At 65.4% G+C, this 19,830-nt stretch carries 14 protein-coding genes; 11 read left to right on the top strand and 3 right to left on the bottom strand.

Translation table 11 applies throughout. The features are described 5' to 3' along the window. Positions 1-35 precede the first annotated feature (35 nt). The gene (locus AAC050_RS02460; protein ID WP_339913467.1) at positions 36-251 is read left to right on the top strand and encodes a hypothetical protein; all 216 of its coding nucleotides are present in this window, start codon (positions 36-38) and stop codon (positions 249-251) included. A gap of 44 nt (positions 252-295) precedes the next feature. Here AAC050_RS02460 and lepA read toward each other — a convergent pair whose 3' ends face one another. Further along, a complete protein-coding gene (lepA, locus tag AAC050_RS02465) occupies positions 296-2,104 on the bottom strand; it encodes a translation elongation factor 4 (RefSeq protein ID WP_339913468.1) in 1,809 nt (602 codons plus the stop codon). A gap of 238 nt (positions 2,105-2,342) precedes the next feature. Between lepA and AAC050_RS02470 the strand changes: the two genes are divergently transcribed. Continuing rightward, positions 2,343-3,470 (top strand): efflux RND transporter periplasmic adaptor subunit, encoded by a 1,128-nt coding sequence (locus AAC050_RS02470; protein WP_339913469.1) that lies wholly within the window; start codon positions 2,343-2,345, stop codon positions 3,468-3,470. A gap of 10 nt (positions 3,471-3,480) precedes the next feature. Then, positions 3,481-6,597, top strand: coding sequence for an efflux RND transporter permease subunit (locus AAC050_RS02475; RefSeq protein WP_339913470.1), 3,117 nt, complete (start codon positions 3,481-3,483; stop codon positions 6,595-6,597). A 376-nt stretch (positions 6,598-6,973) separates the two neighbouring features. On the opposite strand, the gene AAC050_RS02480 is transcribed toward AAC050_RS02475, so the two are convergent. Continuing rightward, positions 6,974-9,580 carry a TonB-dependent receptor gene (locus AAC050_RS02480; protein WP_339913471.1) on the bottom strand — a complete coding sequence of 869 codons (2,607 nt, stop codon included), beginning with the start codon at positions 9,578-9,580 and terminating at the stop codon, positions 6,974-6,976. A gap of 470 nt (positions 9,581-10,050) precedes the next feature. Here AAC050_RS02480 and AAC050_RS02485 point away from each other — a divergent pair, with 470 nt between their 5' ends. Further along, positions 10,051-11,415: a hypothetical protein gene (locus tag AAC050_RS02485; RefSeq protein ID WP_339913472.1), complete on the top strand. Its 1,365-nt coding sequence runs from the start codon at positions 10,051-10,053 to the stop codon at positions 11,413-11,415. A 13-nt stretch (positions 11,416-11,428) separates the two neighbouring features. On the opposite strand, the gene nhaA is transcribed toward AAC050_RS02485, so the two are convergent. Then, positions 11,429-12,631, bottom strand: coding sequence for a Na+/H+ antiporter NhaA (gene nhaA, locus AAC050_RS02490; protein WP_339913473.1), 1,203 nt, complete (start codon positions 12,629-12,631; stop codon positions 11,429-11,431). A gap of 197 nt (positions 12,632-12,828) precedes the next feature. On the opposite strand from nhaA, the gene AAC050_RS02495 reads away from it, so the two are divergent. The 7 genes from AAC050_RS02495 to AAC050_RS02525 all read left to right on the top strand — a co-directional run bounded on the left by AAC050_RS02495 (position 12,829) and on the right by AAC050_RS02525 (position 19,719). Further along, entirely contained in the window at positions 12,829-14,292 is a 1,464-nt protein-coding gene (locus AAC050_RS02495) for a YdiU family protein (RefSeq protein WP_339913474.1), read from the top strand. Positions 14,293-14,475: 183 nt separating this feature from the next. Next, positions 14,476-14,901, top strand: coding sequence for a DoxX family protein (locus AAC050_RS02500; RefSeq protein ID WP_339913475.1), 426 nt, complete (start codon positions 14,476-14,478; stop codon positions 14,899-14,901). A 68-nt stretch (positions 14,902-14,969) separates the two neighbouring features. Then, positions 14,970-15,470 (top strand): MerR family DNA-binding transcriptional regulator, encoded by a 501-nt coding sequence (locus AAC050_RS02505; protein WP_339913476.1) that lies wholly within the window; start codon positions 14,970-14,972, stop codon positions 15,468-15,470. 4 nt (positions 15,471-15,474) lie between these two features. Continuing rightward, positions 15,475-17,259, top strand: a complete 1,785-nt coding sequence (locus AAC050_RS02510) for an acyl-CoA dehydrogenase C-terminal domain-containing protein (protein ID WP_339913477.1) — start codon at positions 15,475-15,477, stop codon at positions 17,257-17,259. Between the two features lie 158 nt (positions 17,260-17,417). Further along, the gene (locus AAC050_RS02515; RefSeq protein ID WP_339913478.1) at positions 17,418-18,581 is read left to right on the top strand and encodes an acyl-CoA dehydrogenase family protein; all 1,164 of its coding nucleotides are present in this window, start codon (positions 17,418-17,420) and stop codon (positions 18,579-18,581) included. Between the two features lie 13 nt (positions 18,582-18,594). After that, complete coding sequence (locus tag AAC050_RS02520; RefSeq protein WP_339913479.1) at positions 18,595-18,987, top strand: hypothetical protein; 393 nt, start codon at positions 18,595-18,597, stop codon at positions 18,985-18,987. Positions 18,988-18,996: 9 nt separating this feature from the next. Beyond that, positions 18,997-19,719 carry a 16S rRNA (uracil(1498)-N(3))-methyltransferase gene (locus AAC050_RS02525; RefSeq protein ID WP_339913480.1) on the top strand — a complete coding sequence of 241 codons (723 nt, stop codon included), beginning with the start codon at positions 18,997-18,999 and terminating at the stop codon, positions 19,717-19,719. Positions 19,720-19,830: the final 111 nt, after the last annotated feature.

Below are 19,830 nucleotides of genomic sequence, written 5' to 3' on the forward strand. Positions count from 1 at the left end.
TATGCTCGCTCACGCAGGGACCAAGGTTCAGAACCATGACCGGTACAGTAGGCCGCAACCGTTGGACGACCCCCCGCCTCAGTGGCCTGCTGACGGCGACGGTTCTCTTGCTGGGCATAACGGCCTGGTGGGTGTTTTCCCTCCAAGGCGACAGTCGTTACGAGGCCTGGGTGACCGGGGGCTGGACAACCACCGTCATGTTCTGGACGTTCTATTTCATTCAGCTGCGCCGTCGCCGTCAGAAGACATAGCCTGGGCGAAACCGTCTTCGCGGGATTAACCCGGTAAGACAGCCTCAATCGTCGTCCATCTTCAGCGCCGCGATGAAGGCTTCCTGCGGGATCTCGACCTTGCCGAACTGGCGCATGCGCTTCTTGCCGGCCTTCTGCTTCTCGAGCAGCTTCTTCTTGCGGGTGGCGTCGCCGCCGTAACATTTGCTCGTCACGTCCTTGCGCAGGGCGCGCACGGTTTCGCGGGCGATGATCTTGCCGCCGATGGCCGCCTGGATCGGGATCACGAACAGATGCGGCGGGATCAGCTCCTTCATCTTCTCGACCATGGAGCGACCACGCATCTCGGCCCGGCCGCGATGCACCAGCATCGACAGGGCGTCGACCGGCTCGGCGTTGACGAGGATGTTCATCTTGACCAGATCGCCCTCGCGATAGTCGCTCAGCTCATAGTCGAAGCTGGCATAGCCCTTGGAGATGGATTTCAGCCGGTCGTAGAAGTCGAACACCACCTCGTTCAGCGGCAGCTCGTAGATGACCAGGGCGCGGGCCCCGACATAGGACAGTTCGACCTGCTGGCCGCGGCGGTCCTGACACAGCTTGATGACCCCGCCGAGATAGTCGTCCGGGGTCAGGATGGTGGCCTTGATCCACGGCTCGCTGATGGTCTCGATCTGCATCACATCGGGCAGGTCGGCCGGGTTGTGCAGCTCGATCTCGGAGCCGTCACGCAGGCCGATCTTGTAGACCACTGACGGGGCGGTCGCGATCAGGTCGAGGTTGAACTCGCGGCTGAGCCGTTCCTGGATGATCTCGAGGTGCAGCAGGCCGAGGAAGCCGCAGCGGAAGCCGAAGCCGAGGGCGGCGCTGGATTCCATCTCATAGGTGAAGGAGGCGTCGTTGAGCCGCAGCCGGCCGATGGCGGCGCGCAGGTCCTCGAAATCGGCGGCGTCGACCGGGAACAGGCCGCAGAACACCACCGACTGCACGTCCTTGAACCCCTTGAGGGGTTCGGCCGTGGGCTTCTTCTCGTCGGTGATGGTGTCGCCGACGGCGGCGTCGGCCACCTCCTTGATCTGGCCGGTGATGAAGCCGATCTCGCCCGGGCCGAGGCTTTCGACCGGGGTATTCCTGGGCGTGAAGACGCCGACCCGGTCGACCAGATGGGTCGAGCCGTGCTGCATCATCTTGACCCGCTGGCCGGCGCGCAATGTGCCGTCGAACACGCGGACGAGGACCACCACGCCCAGATAAGGGTCGTACCAGGCGTCGACCAGCAGGGCCTTCAGCGGCGCATTGGGGTCGCCCTTCGGGGCCGGCAGGCGGGTGACGATGGCCTCAAGCACCTCCTCGATGCCGATGCCCGACTTGGCGGAACACAGCACGGCGTCGGAGGCGTCGAGACCGATGACATCCTCGATCTGCTGGCGCACCCGCTCGGGCTCGGCCGCGGGCAGGTCGATCTTGTTCAGGACCGGAACGATCTCGTGGTTGTTGTCGATGGCCTGGTAGACATTGGCCAGGGTCTGGGCCTCGACCCCCTGGGAGGCGTCGACCACCAGCAGCGAACCCTCACAGGCGGCCAGCGAGCGCGAGACCTCATAGGCGAAGTCGACGTGGCCCGGCGTGTCCATCAGGTTGAGGACGTAGTCGAGGCCGTCCTTCGCCTTGTAGTTGAGGCGCACGGTCTGCGCCTTGATGGTGATGCCGCGCTCCTTCTCGATGTCCATGTTGTCGAGAACCTGGGCGCTCATTTCGCGCGCGGTCAGGCCGCCGGTGACCTGGATCAGCCGGTCCGACAGCGTCGACTTGCCATGGTCGATATGGGCCACCACGGAAAAGTTCCGGATGCGTTCGATGGGAGGGGTCGTCATGGCCGCGCCGGTAGCACGGCGGGCCGCAAACGCCAATCCGGGCCGTAATATACCCAGGGTCCCAGGGGGGGGTAAATCCTCACATTACATTGCTGTTAGAGAGGCCTTCGGCGTTTGAGAACGAGGCGCGAACACGCTAAACATCGGGCGTGGGGCGAGAACATTAAGGCGAGTCGACCATCGTGCAGGTCACAGGCTCGCGGGTTTCCCTGCCCGATCGCGACAGAGGGTAATCATCTTGACACCGTCAACTCCGGTTCTCCGCACAGGCCTGGCCCTGGCAGCAACCCTTGCCCTGGCGGCGTGCGGCGGCGGGGAGAAGAAAGCTGAAGGGCCTGCTGCCGGCCAGAGCAAAGCCAGCCGTCAGGCCGTCACCGCCGTCATCGCGTCCATCCAGAACATCGATCGCGTGGTCACCGCCGCCGGTACAATCTCGGCATGGGAAGAGGTGCCGGTCGGGGCCGAAACCGGTGGACTGGTCGCCACCGGCGTCTACGTCGACGAAGGAAGCTGGGTCCGCCAGGGTCAGCCCCTTGTGCAGTTGAATGATGCCCTGCTACGCGCCCAGCTCAACCGGCAGTTGGCGGCGGTACAGACCGCCCAGGCCAATGCTTCACGTGACCAGGCCGCGCTTGACCGGGCTCTGGAGCTCAAGGAACGCGGCTTCCTCAGCCAGGCATCACTGGACACGGCCCTGGCCAATCAGCGCGCGTCTGATGCCAATCTGGCTGCCGCCCGGGCGTCATTGTCCGAGACCCGGGTCCGGCTCGCGCAGGCCACGATCCGGGCACCGGTCGCAGGTCAGGTGATCAGCCGCAGCGTGACCCGGGGCCAGATCGTCGGTGCCGGAACCGAACTGTTCCGCATTGTCCGCGACGGTCGGCTGGAGCTGGACGCCCAGATACCTGAAACCGAACTGGCCCTGGTTCGCCCGGGCCAGACCGCCGTCATCTCGTCCGATCAGGTCAGCGAAACAACCGGACGCGTCCGCATCGTGACCCCGGAAGTCAATCCCGATAACCGGCTTGGCGTGGCCCGGATCACCCTTGTCGGCGGGGGGTTCCACACTGGCATGTTCGCCCGCGCCCGCATCCAGGTCGGAGATCAGGCGGCTGTTACCGTACCGACAGCGTCAGTCCTGTACCGTGGGAACCGCGCCGGCGTCTTCATCCTGCGGGACGGCAACCAGACCCATTTTCAACCGGTGACGGTGCTGTCGCGAACGGCGGAGCTGTCCGCTGTCGACGGTCTGCAGGCCGGGGCCAGGGTGGTGGTAGCCGGTGCCGGATTCCTCAGCGAGGGTGACCGCGTGACCATTACCGGGGCAACCACAGCGCCGACTCCCGCCGCTCCGGCCGGCGAATAGGGGCCGGCCGGTGAAAAACCTATCGTCCTGGTCGATCAAGAACCCGATCCCGATCATTCTGATGTTCATCCTGTTGACGCTGGCCGGCATCAACGCCTTCGCCGGGATGCGCATCAACAACAACCCGGACATCGACTTCCCGCTGGTCAATGTTTTCGCGGGCCGTCCCGGAGCCGCTCCGGCCGAGATGGAGGTCCAGGTCACCCGGCTGATCGAGGACTCCCTGTCCGGCCTGTCCGGCGTTCGCCACATCAATTCGCAGATCACCGACGGATCGTCGTCGACGACGATCGAGTTCGAGCTCGGCACGGACACCGAGCGCGCGACCAACGACGTCCGCAACGCAATGAGCGGTTTGCGCGCCAGCCTGCCGCAGGACATGCAGGAACCCAGTGTCCAGCGCATCGACATCACCGGATCCAACCTGATCACCTGGGTGGTCCGCTCCCCCACAATGACCCCGGAGGAAATCAGCTGGTTCATCGACAATGACATCAGTCGCGACCTTCTGGCGATCCGTGGGGTCGGCGAGGTCAATCGGTCCGGTGGCGTGGATCGTGAAATCAGCGTCGAGCTTGATCCTGACCATCTGGCTGCCCGCGGCGTTACCGCCGCAGCCGTCAGCCAGACCCTGACCGGCGTCAACAGCGATTTGCCGGGCGGGCGGGTGACGATTTCAGGCTCGGAACGTTCGATCCGCACCCTTGGCGCGGCAGGCTCGATCGACCAGCTGCGTGAAACACTGATCCCGCTGGCCGGCGGTCGCACCGTGCGTCTCGGCGATCTCGGAGCGGTCAGAGATCACTGGGGCGAGCCCCGTCGCCTGGCCCGCTACAATGGTCAGGAGGCCGTAACCTTCAACATTTTCCGGTCCCGCTCGGCCAGCGAGGTCACGGTCGCCGAAAAGGCGCGCAAACGTGTCGCCGAGATCGATGCCGCTCATCCCGAACTGACCATCGAACAGGTCTACGCCAACGTCGAATTCACCGAGGAAAGCTATCTGGCTTCAGTGGAAGCCCTGCTTCTGGGGGCGGTGCTCGCCGTCGTGGTCGTCTTTATCTTCCTGCGTGACTGGCGCGCCACCTTCATCACCGCCACAGCCATGCCGCTTTCGCTGATCCCGGCCTTCGCCGTCCTTGGACCGCTGGACCAGTCGCTGAACGGCGTCACCCTGCTGGCCCTGTCACTGACGGTCGGCATCCTGGTCGATGACGCCATCGTGGAAATCGAAAACATCGTCCGACACATGCGCGATGGCAAAACGCCCTACGACGCCTCGATGGAGGCCGCTGACGAAATCGGCCTGGCCGTCGTGGCCACCACAGCAACCATCATCGCCGTGTTCGCGCCGGTCGGATTCATGCCCGGCATCGTCGGTCAGTTCTTCAAGGCCTTCGCCCTGGCGGCCTGCGTCTCCGTGGCCTTCTCGCTGGTCGTGGCGCGCACCCTGACACCGCTGATGGCAGCCTATCTGCTGAAGCATCAGAAGCATGAGGATGCCGATCCGTTCTGGATGGCCACCTATCTGAAGTCGCTGAAGTGGAGCCTGATGAACCGCTGGAAGGTGTTCGGCCTCGGCACCCTCTTCGTCATTGCCTCGGTCGGCGTCGTCGTGGGGGGTCTCGTGCCGTTCGAGTTTATGGCATCCGGTGATCAGTCGCGCGCCAGCTTCTCGGTCGAACTGCCGCCAGGATCGACCCTCGGCCAGACTGATGCTGTGGTTCAACGCCTGACCCGCGACCTGCGCCGTCGCCCCGAGGTCACCTCCGTCTTCGCGGCTGTCGGTGGCCAGAACGTGGGCCAGGCCAACATCTATGCCGACCTTGTCGGCAAGGGCGAACGCGCGCTCAGCCAACAGGATTTTCAGCGCGTAATGGTCGACGGTTGGCAGGGGGTTCCCGGCGTCCGTATCGGCTCGGGCACAGCCCAGCAGGGCGGTGGCCCATCCGACGGCACCCGCTACACCTTTGCCATTCTCGGCAATGACGGGCGGGCCCTTGAAGCGGCCGCGCGCGCCATCGAGGCCGAAATGCGGACCGTCCCGGGACTGGCCAATGTGGTCAACACCGCCTCGATCGCGCGCCCGGAAATCCTGGTCACACCCAAGCCGGATCAGGCCGCCCTGATGGGCGTATCCACTCGCGACATCTCCCAGACCATTCGCGTCGCCACGATCGGCGACGTCGCCCAGAACCTGCCGAAATACAATCTCGGCGACCGCCAGATCCCGATCCGGCTCCAGCTCACGTCCGAAGCGCGTGAGGATCTGTCGGTGTTGGAGACCCTGCGTGTCCCGACCAGTAGCGGGACGGCTGTGCCATTGAGCGCTGTCGCCGACATCCAATTCGGGGCCGGCCCCTCCCAGATCCTTCGTCAGGACAGGGCCCGCATTGCCTCCATCACCGCCGAACTGGACGGAATTCGCTCGGGCGACGCCGCCAAGCGCGTGCAGGCCCTGCCCTCGGTCAACTCACTGCCGGAGGGTGTGCGCCAGGTTCCGGCCGGCGACACCGAGTTCATCATGGAGATGGTGATGGGCTTCGCCGTCGCCTTCGCGACCGGCATCATGCTGATGTACGCGGTTCTCGTGCTGCTGTTCCGCAGCTTCGCCTTCCCGGTCACCATCATGGCCTCCCTGCCGCTCGCGGTCGGCGGGGCCCTGATGGCGTTGATGGTCGCCAGATCCAGCTTCTCGATTTCCTCGCTGATTGGCGTGCTGATGCTGATGGGGATCGCGGCCAAGAATTCGATTCTGCTGGTCGACTATATCGTCATGTCAGAGAAGGACGGTCTGCCCCGTTTCGAGGCCATCATGGACGCCGCTCACAAACGCGCCCGACCGATCTTGATGACCACCTTCGCCATGGGAGCCGGCATGATGCCTGTGGCCATCGGTTGGGGTGCCGACGTCGAGTTCCGCCAGCCCATGGCCATCGCCGTGGTCGGTGGCCTGATCTCGTCCACCTTCCTGTCGCTGCTGTTCATCCCGCCCATTTTCACCATCGTCGACGACTTCCCGGGCTTTATTCGCCACGCGCCGCGCAATGTGGCGCGGGGTTTCATGTGGGTCGTCAACAAGCTGCGCGGCCGCCGTGCGGCTGACTTTGGCGGCACCCGCGGCCACTAGGTCCGGGTGCGGCGGGACCGGGTAACCCATGACTGGCGACGGCTGATTGGCACCGCTCGCTGGAGCCAAACGTCGACGGCAGGCTAGCCTTCGTCCGACCGGCATGCCTCAGGGTTCACAGGATGAGGGGATAGTGACCGGCCGCCGATGATTGCGGCCGTGCACCCGGTCAGCCCTCCGGGGGCAGGCTGGAGACATTCACCCTTCCACCTGGCTCAGAGCCCGCCTCACGGGAGCCAGGCTCTGAGCCAGGGCGGGATCATATCCAGACCGGTATCGCTCCGGCCCCGGCCACAGCCCGGGTCAGCCCAAAACAAAACCGGCCGGGGCTACCCCCGGCCGGCTCTGGTTCGACCCGCCTTGCGGCGAGGCGGTTCTAGTATTTGAAGCGCAGGGTCGCGCCGAAGGTGCGCGGCTGACCCAGGAAAGCATCGTAGGTCTGGGTGTCCAGAGCAGGGTTGAAATAGGTGCCGTTGGGCTGGACCGTCTTCTGGAAGGCCGAGCCTTGCAGCGGAGCATTGTACGCGACCTGGATATATTCCTCGTCGGTCAGGTTCTGGGCCCAGATCTCGAAGGTCCAGTGCTCGTCCTCCGAACCCAGGGTGACACGACCGTTCAGGATCGTCATGGCGTCCTGCTGCTTGTAGGGCAGAAGATCCGAACCGGTGTTGTAGTCGGTCGAGTATTTGGCCGCCAGGCTCATGCCGAAGCGCAAGCCGTTACCCACCGAACGGTCGAAATTGACCGCTCCCGTCGCCGACCATTCCGGCGCGAACGAGGCGCGCGCACCCGGCAGCAGGGACAGCTGCGGGAAATTGCCCGGAGATGTCAGGTCCGCCGCGGTGAAGTTGCCGTATTGCGCGTCGGTATAGGTGACACCGCCCTGGAAGCTCAGGCCCTCGATCGGGGTGAACCACAGGAAGTCGGCATCCACACCACGCGAGGTCAGCTCGGGGATCGACTCCACCACGAAGGCGGTGCCGAGGAAGGTGTTGAGCTGGAAGTCCTTGAAGACCTGGTCGAAATAGGTGGCGTTCAGCAGGACCGTGCGGTTGAACAGGGTGGTCTTGATACCGGCTTCATAGCTATCGACCACTTCGGACGGGAACAGCAGCGAAGCCGACGGGGTGATGCCCGACTGCACCCGGTCGAGGTTGTAACCGAAGCTCTTGTAGCCGCGGGCGTACGAACCATAGACCATGACCTCGTCGCTGAGACGGTACGAAGCCTTGATTGTGCCGCTCAACTCACTGTCATCGAACGATTCCGAGATATTGCGATTGTTGAAGGCGCTGTTGGCCCACGGCAGGCAGACGGTACCGATGATGGTCGAAGCGCCTGAAGCACCGAGCACACCTGCGATAGCCGCAGCATTCGCCTGCGTAGCGGAGCAGGTATTGCCGTTGCCATTGATGTTGCGCTGCTGCCCATCAAGGCTCTTGTCATCCATCGTGTAGCGCAGGCCCAGCGTGATATCGAACGCGTCGGTCACGTGCCAGCTGTTGTTGGTGAAGATGGCGTAGGAGGTCGAGCCCTGCGCATAGGTGTCGCGATAGCCCTGGCCGACCGTGAAGCCGATGCCGCCGCCGCTGGCCGTGCCACCTGTGGTCAGGCAGGCCCCGAGGCCCGGAGCCGTCTGGGCAACGCGAGTATAGCAGCCGATAGTGCCGGGGCTGATCGGGAACGGGGCCCCACCGGCGGCAAGGCCGGCGCTCAGCAGGAACGACATGTAGGGCGTGTAGTCGGCCCCGTAATACCAGCTGTCGTTGCGGTCGATGTCTTCCTTGGTCGCGAACAGGCCGACCAGCCAGTCGACACGATCCGTGGCTCCGGCCAGACGGAACTCCTGGGTCAGGTTTTTGACCTTGTAGCCGTACTCACCGTCATTCACGCGATAGACGATGTCGGCCCCGGTGTAGTCGATGTCCTGTCCGAGCGAGGAAGACCAGTCACGGGCCGAGGTCACCGACGTCAGGGTCGCGCCACCAAAGCCGGCCATATCCACGTTGATCTCGAGCGAAACGCCCTTGTCTTCAACTTCCTGGCCGGTGGAGCGGTTGGCATAGGCTGTGCGCGAGAACGGCAGAGCACCGAAGCCGGCCGCCGGCGGAGCCTGGCCGGTGCCGTTCGAGAGACCATCAATGAACGGATAGGTCGGGCCGGTGCGCAGCTGAACGCCGACGCAGCAATATTCGTCCCGCTTGGAGTAGTCAGCGATCAGGCGCATCGAGGTGTTGTCGTTGGGCAGCCACAGCAACTGACCGCGAACGGTGCCGAAGTCCTGGTTGGCGTCGTCGGTGTTCGTGCGCGGACCATCCCCGAGATCGACGTCATAAAAACCGTCGCGCAAACGGCGGGCGGCGTACAGGCGCATTGCCAGGTTGTCGGTGATCGGACCGGTGACCGAGCCGGCCACGCCCCTCTGGTCGTAGTTGCCGAACGTCAGCTCGGCGTTAAAGCCCGGGGTAAACGAAGGGGCTTCAGTGAGGATGTTGATGACGCCGGCCGAGGTGTTCTTGCCGAACAGGGTTCCTTGCGGGCCCTTCAGCACCTCAATGCGCGACAGCTCGCCCAGATCGCCGAAGCCGACCGAGTTGCGCGAGCGGTAGACACCGTCGATCACCACGCCGACCGAGCTTTCCAGGCCGGGATTGTCGCCGACCGTGCCGACGCCGCGGATGCGGACGGTGGTCGAGGCTTCCGACGAGGTCGAGGTGACCGTCATACCCGGCGTCAGGATCTGCAGGTCCTTGATGTCGTGGACACCAGCCCCTTCAAGCGTTTCCTGCGACAGGGTCGTGACCACGATCGGCACGTCCTGGAGGTTCTGTTCACGCTTCTGGGCCGTGACGATGATGTCGTCGACCGTGGTCGGCGCGGCCTGGGGCGTCGACTGGGCGGAGGCTGCGCCGGCGAAACCGAAGGCGACGGCACCGACGACTGCGGCAGATGCCGTGCAACGAAGAAGATTATGAAGGCGCATGGACGGCTCCCGACTGTGAGGCCGGACCGGTTCACACGGTCGCGGCGTTTCCTGATCCCTGAACCGCGTCTTTCTTGCGAGACGCGGGTGTTCAGTTGATTCGGTAGTCCAACCCCGGGGAAGCGACAAGGAGCGTCGGTGTTAAGGGCCTGAATTCAGCCATTCCGTCGCCCCAACTGTGACGTGAAAGCGACAAAACGGGATGACGTAAGGTCAAGGTTCGCGAAATGGGTTTCCCGTCACAATATTAGTTGCAGGTGTGCAATATTCGCGCGCCATAACGAACCGCCTATTGGTGTCAGCGTCTGTGTCGCCGCCCCAACGAACCGGGACCCCGCATACCGTCCACCGGGCATCGAACCGATTTCAAGCCGCAAACCGGCACTACCCTTGCCCCGGGACCGCAATTTTTGCAGTTTGCGGGCAAGCGCGGCGTGCGGAACATGGCCGTTGGTCCGGGAATTGAACTTATGAATTCATTGGTCGAGGGCATCGTCGCCCTCCCGAGCATGCTCGCAAACACCCCGGTGGAGTTCTACATCTTCGGGGTCACCCTGCTGGGCGTTGCCCTGTTCCACAACAGAACCCTGACCGTGGCCGTAACCGGCCTTCTCGCGACCATCACCTACAAGCTGTTCGTATCCGGATTCGCCCAGGGCACCGGGCTCGCCGGATTGCTGGCCCATGGCCAGCACGAATGGGTGATCCTGAGCAATCTGCTGCTGTTGCTGCTCGGCTTCGCCATCCTGGCCAACCAGTTCGAGCGCAGCAATATTCCTGAAGCCATGCCCGCCGTTCTGCCCGACGACTGGAAGGGGGGGCTCGTCCTTCTGGTGCTCATTTTCGTGATGTCGGCATTTCTCGACAATATCGCGGCAACGATCATCGGCGGCGTCGTCGCGCGGCACGTCTATCACAACAAGGTCAGCATCGGCTTCCTGGCCAGTATCGTCGCCGCCGCCAATGCCGGTGGGGCCGGCAGCGTGATCGGCGACACGACCACCACCATGATGTGGATCAGCGGCGTTTCACCACTGGCGGTCCTGCACGCCTTTATCGCCGCAATCGTGGCCTTCGCCGTGTTCGGGATTCTCGGGGCCCGACAGCAGCAACGCTATGCGCCGATCCAGGCCCATATCGCGGCCGACGCGCCCCCGATCAAACCCAGCCGGGCCATTATCGTCGGCATCATCCTGGCGACCCTTCTGGCCGTGAATTTCGCCGGCAACGCCTGGTATCCTGAACAACAGGAAGTCGCGCCGTGGCTGGGACTGGGCCTGTGGCTGGCGATCCTGCTGACGGCGCTGATCCGCGCGCCGCAGTGGAACGTTCTGCCGGGCGCGGCCCGCGGAGCCCTTTTCCTGGTCTGTCTGGTGGCCACCGCCTCCATGATGCCGGTCGATCACCTGCCCGATGCCTCCTGGCAAACCGCCTTCGGCCTGGGGGCCCTGTCGGCGGTGTTCGACAATATCCCGCTGACGGCGCTGGCCCTGAAACAAGGCGGCTACGACTGGGGTGTTCTGGCCTTTGCAGTCGGCTTTGGCGGCTCGATGATGTGGTTCGGCTCCTCGGCCGGCGTCGCCCTGTCGAACCTGTATCCGCAGATGCGTTCGGTCCGGGCCTGGCTGGTTCACGGCTGGTACCTGCCGATCGCCTATGTCGCCGGCTTCGCCGCCCTCGTCTCGCTGTGGGGCTGGTTCCCGACCCACACCCGCGCCACCGCCCCGGCCGGCAGCCAGAGCCATGCCGAAGCCCCCGCCCCGGTGGCGGCCGTGGTCGATGGTAGTGTCCACCTGTGGCGTCTGGTCTTCGACCGCGACGCAGCGGGAACCTGATCCAGCAGCCGGGTCAGGTCGACGGGCGAAGGGCCCGGGCGAGACGCCTGCGCCGACTGGCAAGGTGCAGGGCCCCCCAGCCGACGGCCGCGGACAGGGCCGATCCACTCAGCACGCCCAGCTTGATCTGGGTCTGGTCCACGGAGTCACCCGCGCCGGGAAAGGCCAGGGCCCCGATGAACAGGCTGATGGTGAAACCGACGCCGCACAGGACGCTGACGCCATAGACCTCCAGCCAGGTCGCGCCGGTCGGCTTGCGGCCGATCTTCAGCACCGCAGCCAGCCAGGCCGCGCCGAAGACGCCGATCTGTTTGCCGAAGAACAGGCCCGCGGCCACGCCGACGACCAGCGGGGTCACGGCCTGGGCCATGGAGAGGCCGGCGATCGCCACCCCGGCCTTGGCGAAGGCAAACAGCGGCAGCACCAGGAAGGCGACATAGGGGTGCAGGTCATGCATCGCCTCCTTCAACGGACTCTGCCCGTCCTCGCGACGCTCGCCGACCGGCACGATGACGGCGAAGGCCACGGCCGTCAGGGCCGTCGACAGGCCGGACAGCACCGTCAGGTACCAGACCAGGCCGAAGCCCAGCACCCAGAAGGGAGCGGGAATGCCGCCGCGCCGCGCCATGACCGCCCCGACCGCCAGAAGACCGGCGATCCAGAGGACCGGAACCCAATGGACGTTGCTGGAGAACAGCACGGCGATCAGGCCGATGGCGGCGAGGTCATCGACAATGGCCAGCGTCAGCAGAAAGACCCGCAATGACGAGGGCAGCCCCCGGGCGGCGACGCCGAATATGGCGAGGGCGAAGGCGATGTCGGTGGCCAGCGGAATGGGCCAGCCGCCCTGCGGTCCGCCACTCACACCGGCAATGGCCAGATAGACCAGGGCGGGACCGACCATGCCCCCCACCGCCGCCAGTACCGGCATGGCCAGCTTGCGCGGATTGCGCAGCTCGCCCCGTACGATCTCGAATTTGATCTCCAGCCCGACCACGAGGAAGAAGACCGCCATCAGGCCTTCCTTGATCCATTCGGTGATGGTCAGTTGCAGCACCAGCGGCCCGACCTGGAGCACATGTTCGCTCTTCAGCCAGCTGAAATAGATGTCGGACAGCGGCGAGTTGGCGATGACCAACGCCGCGAGGGCGGCGAGGCCCAGCACAAGGCCGGAGGCTGCCTCGGTCTTGAGGAAGTCGAGCGTAATCTTGCGCATGGAAATAGCCCTGGGTCTGAATCGTATCTGTCGTGGCGTCCGGTTGTCGACGAACGCCGGACCGGGTTCGTCCGCACGGGCGGGCACCGGCCTGACCGGGCAAACCCGGCCCGAGGGCTGCAGACAACATAGAGGCACCGGACCGACATTCAACCGGTGCAGTTGCGCCGGAGCGCACGAAGTCGCATCTGCGGCCCATGCCCGTGTCCCCCGCCTATCGCCCCGATCCCCGCTTTCCTGATCTGGGCGGCGACTTCAGTGATCCCGTCGACTCCGCCGTCTTTCCGCAGACGACCCTGCGCTTTCGCAACGATCGCGCCGCGGCCGAGGTCGGGCTGGAAGGGCTGACCGATGCCGAATGGGTCGCCCATTTCGGCCGGTTCGAGCTCCTGCCCGGCCAGCCGGGGCCGCTGGCCATGCGCTATCACGGCCATCAATTCCGCAGCTACAACGCCGACATCGGTGACGGCCGGGGTTTTCTGGCGGCACAGCTGCGGGAGTGCCCTCAAGCCGCGAGCGCCCGCAGCGCGAGCGATGGGCCCAACAATGACGGACGGTTGCTGGATCTCGGGACCAAGGGGTCGGGCACCACGCCCTGGTCGCGCGGCGGCGACGGGCGGCTGACGCTGAAGGGCGGGATGCGCGAGGTCCTGGCCGCGACCCTGCTGGAAACCCTCGGTGTCCCGACCAGTCGCGCCTTCAGCCTGATCGAAACCGGCGAGGCGCTGCAGCGGGGCGACGAACCGTCACCGACCCGCTCGGCCGTGCTGGTGCGGTTGAGCCACAGCCATGTGCGTTTCGGCACCTTCCAGCGCGCGGCCTGGCTCGGTCGGGCCGACATGATCGAGACCCTGGTCGAGCATGTGCGCAGCCTCTACCACCCGGAGGTGGCGGCCGGAGACGCGCCCGGCCTGTTGCGGGCCGTCGTCGCGGCCTCGGCCCGACTGAGCGCGCGCTGGATCGCCGCCGGCTTCGTCCACGGCGTGCTCAATACCGACAACCTCAACGTCACGGGCGAGAGCTTTGACTACGGACCGTGGCGTTTCCTGCCCCATTACGAACCCGGCTTCACCGCCGCCTATTTCGACCAGTTCGGCCTCTATGCCTTCGCCCGCCAGCCCGAGGCCGTGTTCTGGAACCTGACCCAGCTGGCCGGCTGCCTGAAGCTGGTCGCCGACGCGGGCCCCCTGACCGAGGCCCTGAACGGGTTCGGCCCGGCCTATATCCGCGAACTGCGCGTCGCCTTCCTGATGCGGCTGGGCGTCCTCAGCGCGGGTGAGGCGGCGGACCAACAGTTGCTCGATGCGACCCTGGCCTTGCTGCGCGAGGGCGGCGAGGCCCTGCGATGGGAGCCGCTGTTCTTCGACTGGTTCGGCGGCTTCGCCTCCTCGGCGCGGGCACTGCAGGGACCGCGCGCGGGACTCTATCAGGGCGCGACGTTCGAAGCCTTCCGCGCCGCCCTGTTCGCCCATGAAACCGATCGACCCGAGCGGCTGGAACACCCGGTCTTTGCCCGGCCGGAACCGGAAGAAATGCTGATCGATGAGGTCGAGGCGATCTGGCAAGCCATCGACACGGTAGACGACTGGACTCCGTTCACGACCAAGCTGGCCGGGCTGGAGGGAGCGCGCCTGGCCTATGGCTTTGCGCATCAAGCGTGACCGTTAACGAGATCGAGATGACGAAGTCGTAGATATGGGGTCCTGCCTGTGTCCTTCCGTCGGGGCACCGGTGATCACAGATGGTTACGGCCGCGCCCCTTGCATCTTGCGGTATCGGCCCGGCGATCTGATGTAGCGTCTGTTACAGTTCAGTTTGTCTCCAACCCCTCCTTCTGTGCGGCCATGAATACCCAGACCCAGACCCTGACTCCCCAAAGGCGCGCCCGCGCTGATTATCTGAATTTGACCCTGTGGACCCTGCAGGGCTGGCTGACGATGTTCTTCGCGGCCGCCGGCTATGCCAAGATGACCGAGCCGATGGACAACCTCGTCAGCCTGCTGGCCTGGCCGGCCCGGGTCAGCGAGAATCTGGTGCGTGGCGTCGGTCTGGCCGAAATCATCCTTGCCGTGCTGATCCTTGCGCCGCTGGTATCGTGGCGGATCGGTCGCCCGCTGCTGCTCACTGCGTCCGTCGGTCTGGCCGGGCTGGAGGCCATCATGCTGGTCGTCCACATCAGTGGGGCCCAGGCCGGTCTCGCCGTCATCAACTTCCTGCTGCTGGCGATTACCCTGCCGATCATCTGGTTCAGATTTCGCCCGCTACTCTGACCGGCGGGTCCGCACCCGGCACCGCGAAAAACCTTCCCTTTACGTGCGCGTCAAGTTATGACTTGGCCATGGCGACCGCAGACGATCACCGCACCTATTCGATCCGGCAGCTGTGCCGCGAGTTCGGCGCAACGGCGCGGGCCCTGCGTTTCTATGAGGACAAGGGTCTGCTGACACCGGCCCGCAAGGGCCAGACCCGGGTCTATGACGCCCGCGACCGGGCCCGTCTGAAGCTGATCCTGCGCGGCCGGCGCATCGGCTTTTCGTTGCTCGAGATCCAGGAGATGCTGGATCTGTACGACCACGACAATCACAACGCCCATCAGATGGCCGTGGCCCTGCGCCGCCACCGCGCCCAGATCACCGCCCTGAAACAACAGCGCGAAGACCTCGATGCGGCCATCGAGACGGCCGAGGAAGCCTGCGCCGTGATGGAGCGCAAACTGGGTGAACATCGCCCGGACCTGCTGCCCGGGGCCGACGAATACGCCAACCTGCTCAAGGCCCGGCTCAACCCCGATCACGGCCCCGGCCACTCCCTAGTCCAGCCCTTCAAAGCGAGAGCGTAATCCCATGGCCTACAAGGCGCCCGTCCGCGACCTGACCTTCATCCTGAACGACGTTCTGGAGATCGACCGCTACGCCAACCAGCCGGGCTTCGAGGACGTGTCCGCCGATCTGGTCGGGCAGATCCTCGAGGAAGGCGCCAAATTTTCCGAGGAAGTCATCGCCCCGTTGAACCGGGTCGGTGATCTGGAAGGCTGCAAATGGGACAACGGCAAGGTCACGGGTCCGACCGGCTGGAAGGAAGCCTACCATCAGATGGTCGCCGCCGGCTGGCCGGCCCTGTCGGCCCTGCCCGAGCACGGCGGCCAGGGCATGCCCGCGGTCGTGGCCATGGCCTTCGGCCAGATGACCGCCGCCGCCAGCGCCGCCTTCTCCATGTATCCGGGCCTGACGGCCGGGGCCTACTGGGGGCTGAACGCCAACGGCACCGACGAACAGAAGGCCATGTATCTGCCGAAGATGGCGACGGGCGAATGGGGCGGGACCATGAACCTGACCGAGCCGCAGTGCGGCACGGACCTGGGCCTGATCCGTACCAAGGCCGTGCCCAACGGCGACGGCAGCTACAACATCACCGGCCAGAAGATCTGGATCAGCTCGGGCGAGCACGACTTCACCGACAACATCATCCATCTGGTGCTGGCCCGCATCGACGGCGCACCGGCCGGGATCAAGGGCATCAGCCTGTTCGTCGTGCCCAAGGTGTTCGTCAACGCGGACGGGTCACTGGGCGAGCGCAACACCGGCGCGGGCTGCGGCGGGCTCGAGCACAAGATGGGCATCCACGGCAACGCCACCTGCGTGATGGACTACGACAACGCCAAAGGCTGGCTGGTCGGGACCGAGAACAAGGGCATGGCCGCCATGTTCGTGATGATGAACGAGGCCCGCCTCGGCACCGGTCTGCAGGGCCTGTCGATCGGCACCGCCGCCTATCAGGCCGCCGTCGAGTTCGCGCATGACCGCCTGCAGGGCCGCAGCCTGACCGGACCGAAGAGCCCGGACCAGCCGGCCGACTCGATCATGGTCCACCCGGACGTGCGCCGCATGCTGCTGGAGGCCAAGGCGTTTGTCGAAGGTGGGCAGGCCTTCCTGCTGTGGACCGCGCTGCAGGCCGACCTGCAGCATTCGGACGACGAGGCGACGGCCCAGAAGGCCAACGACTACATGGGTCTGGTGACCCCGGTGCTGAAAGCCTATCTGACCGACAAGGGTTTCCATGTCGCCAGCCTCGCCATGCAGGTTCACGGCGGCAGCGGCTATACCGAGCATTTCCCGGCCAGCCAGTATCTGCGCGATGCCCGCATCACCATGATCTATGAGGGGGCCAACGGCATCCAGGCGCTGGACCTGGTCGGTCGCAAGCTGCCGTCCAAGGGCGGTCGCGCGATCATGAGCTGGTTCGCCGACATCGACGCCTTCGTCGGCGAAAACGACGGTGACGGCCCGATCAAGCCCTTCATCGCCGGCCTGGCCGACGTGAAGAAGAAGCTGCAGGACGGCACCATGTGGCTGATGCAGAACGGCATGGCCAACCCCGACAACGCCGGGGCCGCCTCGACCGACTATCTGCATCTGTTCGGCCTGACCGCCCTGGCCTATCTCTGGGCCCAGATGGCCAAGGCCGCCCAGGCGAAGATCGACGCCGGCGATACCGATCCCTTCTATGTCACCAAGCTGCAGACCGGCCGCTATTTCGTCGAACGCATCCTGCCCGACGCCGAGGCCCATCTGGTCAAGATGAAGACCGGGGCCGAGGTGCTGATGGAGATGCCGGCGGAGGCGTTCTGATTTCTTCTCCCTTCCCCCTTGATGGGGGAAGGGCCGGGGTTGGGGGTGACAGTGCATCCGGTTGAGGTGCGGTCGACACCGCCTGCTCCAGCCGGTTTCACCCCCATCCCAACCCTTCCCCCATCAAGGGGGAAGGGCTTTGATCGCGGAGCCAATCGATGAACGTCCTTCAGACCCCCGAACCCGATTTCATGCAGGAAGAGGAGATCACCCTCTTCTCCGACAGCGTCGGCAAATGGATCGACGAACATGCGCCGCCCGAGGCGGTGCAGGACTGGATCGCCAACTCGTCCGTCCCGCGCGAGCTATGGACGCAGTCGGGCGAGGCGGGCCTGCTGGGTCTGTCCATGCCCGAGGAAGACGGCGGCATGGGCGGCGACTACCGGCATGAGGTGGTGCTGATGCGCCAGCTGGGCTGGAGGGGCGCGGACCATTTCGGCATCTCGCTGCACAATGCGATCGTCATGCCCTACATCTGGCACTACGGCACCGAGGAGCAGAAGGCGCGCTGGCTGCCGAAGCTGGCCTCGGGCGAGCTGGTCGGGGCCATCGCCATGACCGAGCCGGGCGCGGGCAGCGACCTGCAGGGCGTCAAGACGACGGCGCTCAAGAGCGGCAACCAGTATGTGGTCAACGGCTCCAAGACCTTCATCACCAACGGCCAGCTGGCCAATTTCATCATTGTCGTGGCCAAGACCGACCCGAGCCAGGGGGCCAAGGGCACCAGTCTGATCGTGGTCGAAACGGACGGCGCGGAAGGCTTCGAGCGCGGCCGCAACCTGCACAAGATCGGCATGGAGGGGAACGACACCTCCGAGCTGTTCTTCAACGATGTGAAGATTCCCGGCGAGAATGTCATCGGCGGCGTCGAGGGTCAGGGGTTCGTCCAGCTGATGCAGCAGCTGCCACAGGAACGGCTGAACATCGCCGTGCAGGGCGTGGCCGCGGCCGAGCGCGGGCTTCAGGAAACGCTGGCCTACGTTAAGGAGCGCAAGGCGTTCGGCAAGCGGGTCATCGACTTCCAGAACACCCAGTTCAAACTGGCCGAGGTGAAGACCAAGCTGACCGTCGCCAAGGTCTTCGTCGACCACTGCATCGGCCTGCACCTGCAGGGCAAGCTGGACGCCGTCACCGCCTCGATGGCCAAATACTGGGTCAGCGACATCCAGGGCGAGACGATTGACGAGATGCTGCAACTGCATGGCGGCTACGGCTATATGAACGAATATCCGATCGCCCAGTTGTACAAGGACGCCCGCGTCCAGCGCATCTACGGCGGCACCAACGAGATCATGAAGCTGCTGATCGCCCGGTCGCTTTAAGGGGAAATCCTCCGTGCGCAAGACGGCAAAGCAACGACTGGCGGAACGCGAGGCGCGAGCCCGGTCCGAGCTGCTGGACAGTCTGTTCGATCCGTGGATCGGCGGGGCGGACAGTGCCGCCACCCTCGAACGGCTCGGCGCGGTCGATCCGCTGGATGCGGCCCAGGTCACCAAAGCCCTGCGCACCGACATCGTGCCGGCCATGGCCGAGGTGACCCGCGAGACCCAGACCCGCATCCGCGCCGCCCTGACGGTGCTGGCCCACAGTGACGGCGCGGAATTCCGGGACTACTGGCTGGACCTGCGCGCGCCGTTCGGCACCACCGGAGCCGAGGCCGACGCCATCTTCCCGGTGCTGGCGAAATCCCTCGGCGTGCGACTCCCCGAGACGTCGACCGAGGGCTAGGGTCAGATCATGATCCGTCTGTACGTCCGCGCCGACCTCGCCCCCGGCACCACCCTGACCCCCACGCCCGAGCAGGCCCGGTATCTGACCGGGGTGATGCGACTGTTTCTCGGCAGCGAACTGCTGCTGTTCAACGGTCGTGACGGCGAGTGGCGCGCCACCATCGCCGAGCGGCTGAAGCGCGGCGTGGTGCTGCGCGCCGAAGAGCAGGTCCGGCCCCAGAGCGCCGGGCCCGACCTCGAACTGATCGTGGCCCTGGTCAAGAAATCGCGCGTCGAAACCATCGTCGAAAAGGCCGCCGAACTAGGCGTGCGCCGGGTGCGTCCGGTCATCACCCGCCGCACCAATGTCGAGAAGGTGCGGCTGGATCGCCTCGACGCCATCGCCGAAGAAGCGGCCGAACAGACAGGGCGGCTCGATGTTCCGGGGGTCGATGATCCGGTCAAGCTGGACGCCGTCCTCGACGACTGGGACGCCGACCGGCGGCTGATGTTCTGCGACGAGACCGGCGGAGAGCCGGCAACGACGGCCCTGACCACGGCGGGTCCGGGCCCGTGGGCCATATTGATCGGCCCCGAGGGTGGCTTCGCCCCGGAAGAACGCGACCGGCTGCGCGCCCTGCCCTTCACCACCGCCGTGTCGCTTGGGCCCCGTGTCCTGCGCGCCGACACCGCCGCCATCGCCGCCATGACCCTGTGGCAGGCGGCCGTGGGCGACTGGGACCGCCGGTAGGGCGTCGCACCCGTCCAGAGAAAACGCTTCGCGCGGTGGAACCGTACCCCTTGAGCCGGGCTGCATTCTCACCCATCTAGCCGAAACAGGTCGTGCGCTCTTCGCCACGGA

Source organism: uncultured Brevundimonas sp., from assembly GCF_963974615.1.
GTDB lineage: Bacteria > Pseudomonadota > Alphaproteobacteria > Caulobacterales > Caulobacteraceae > Brevundimonas.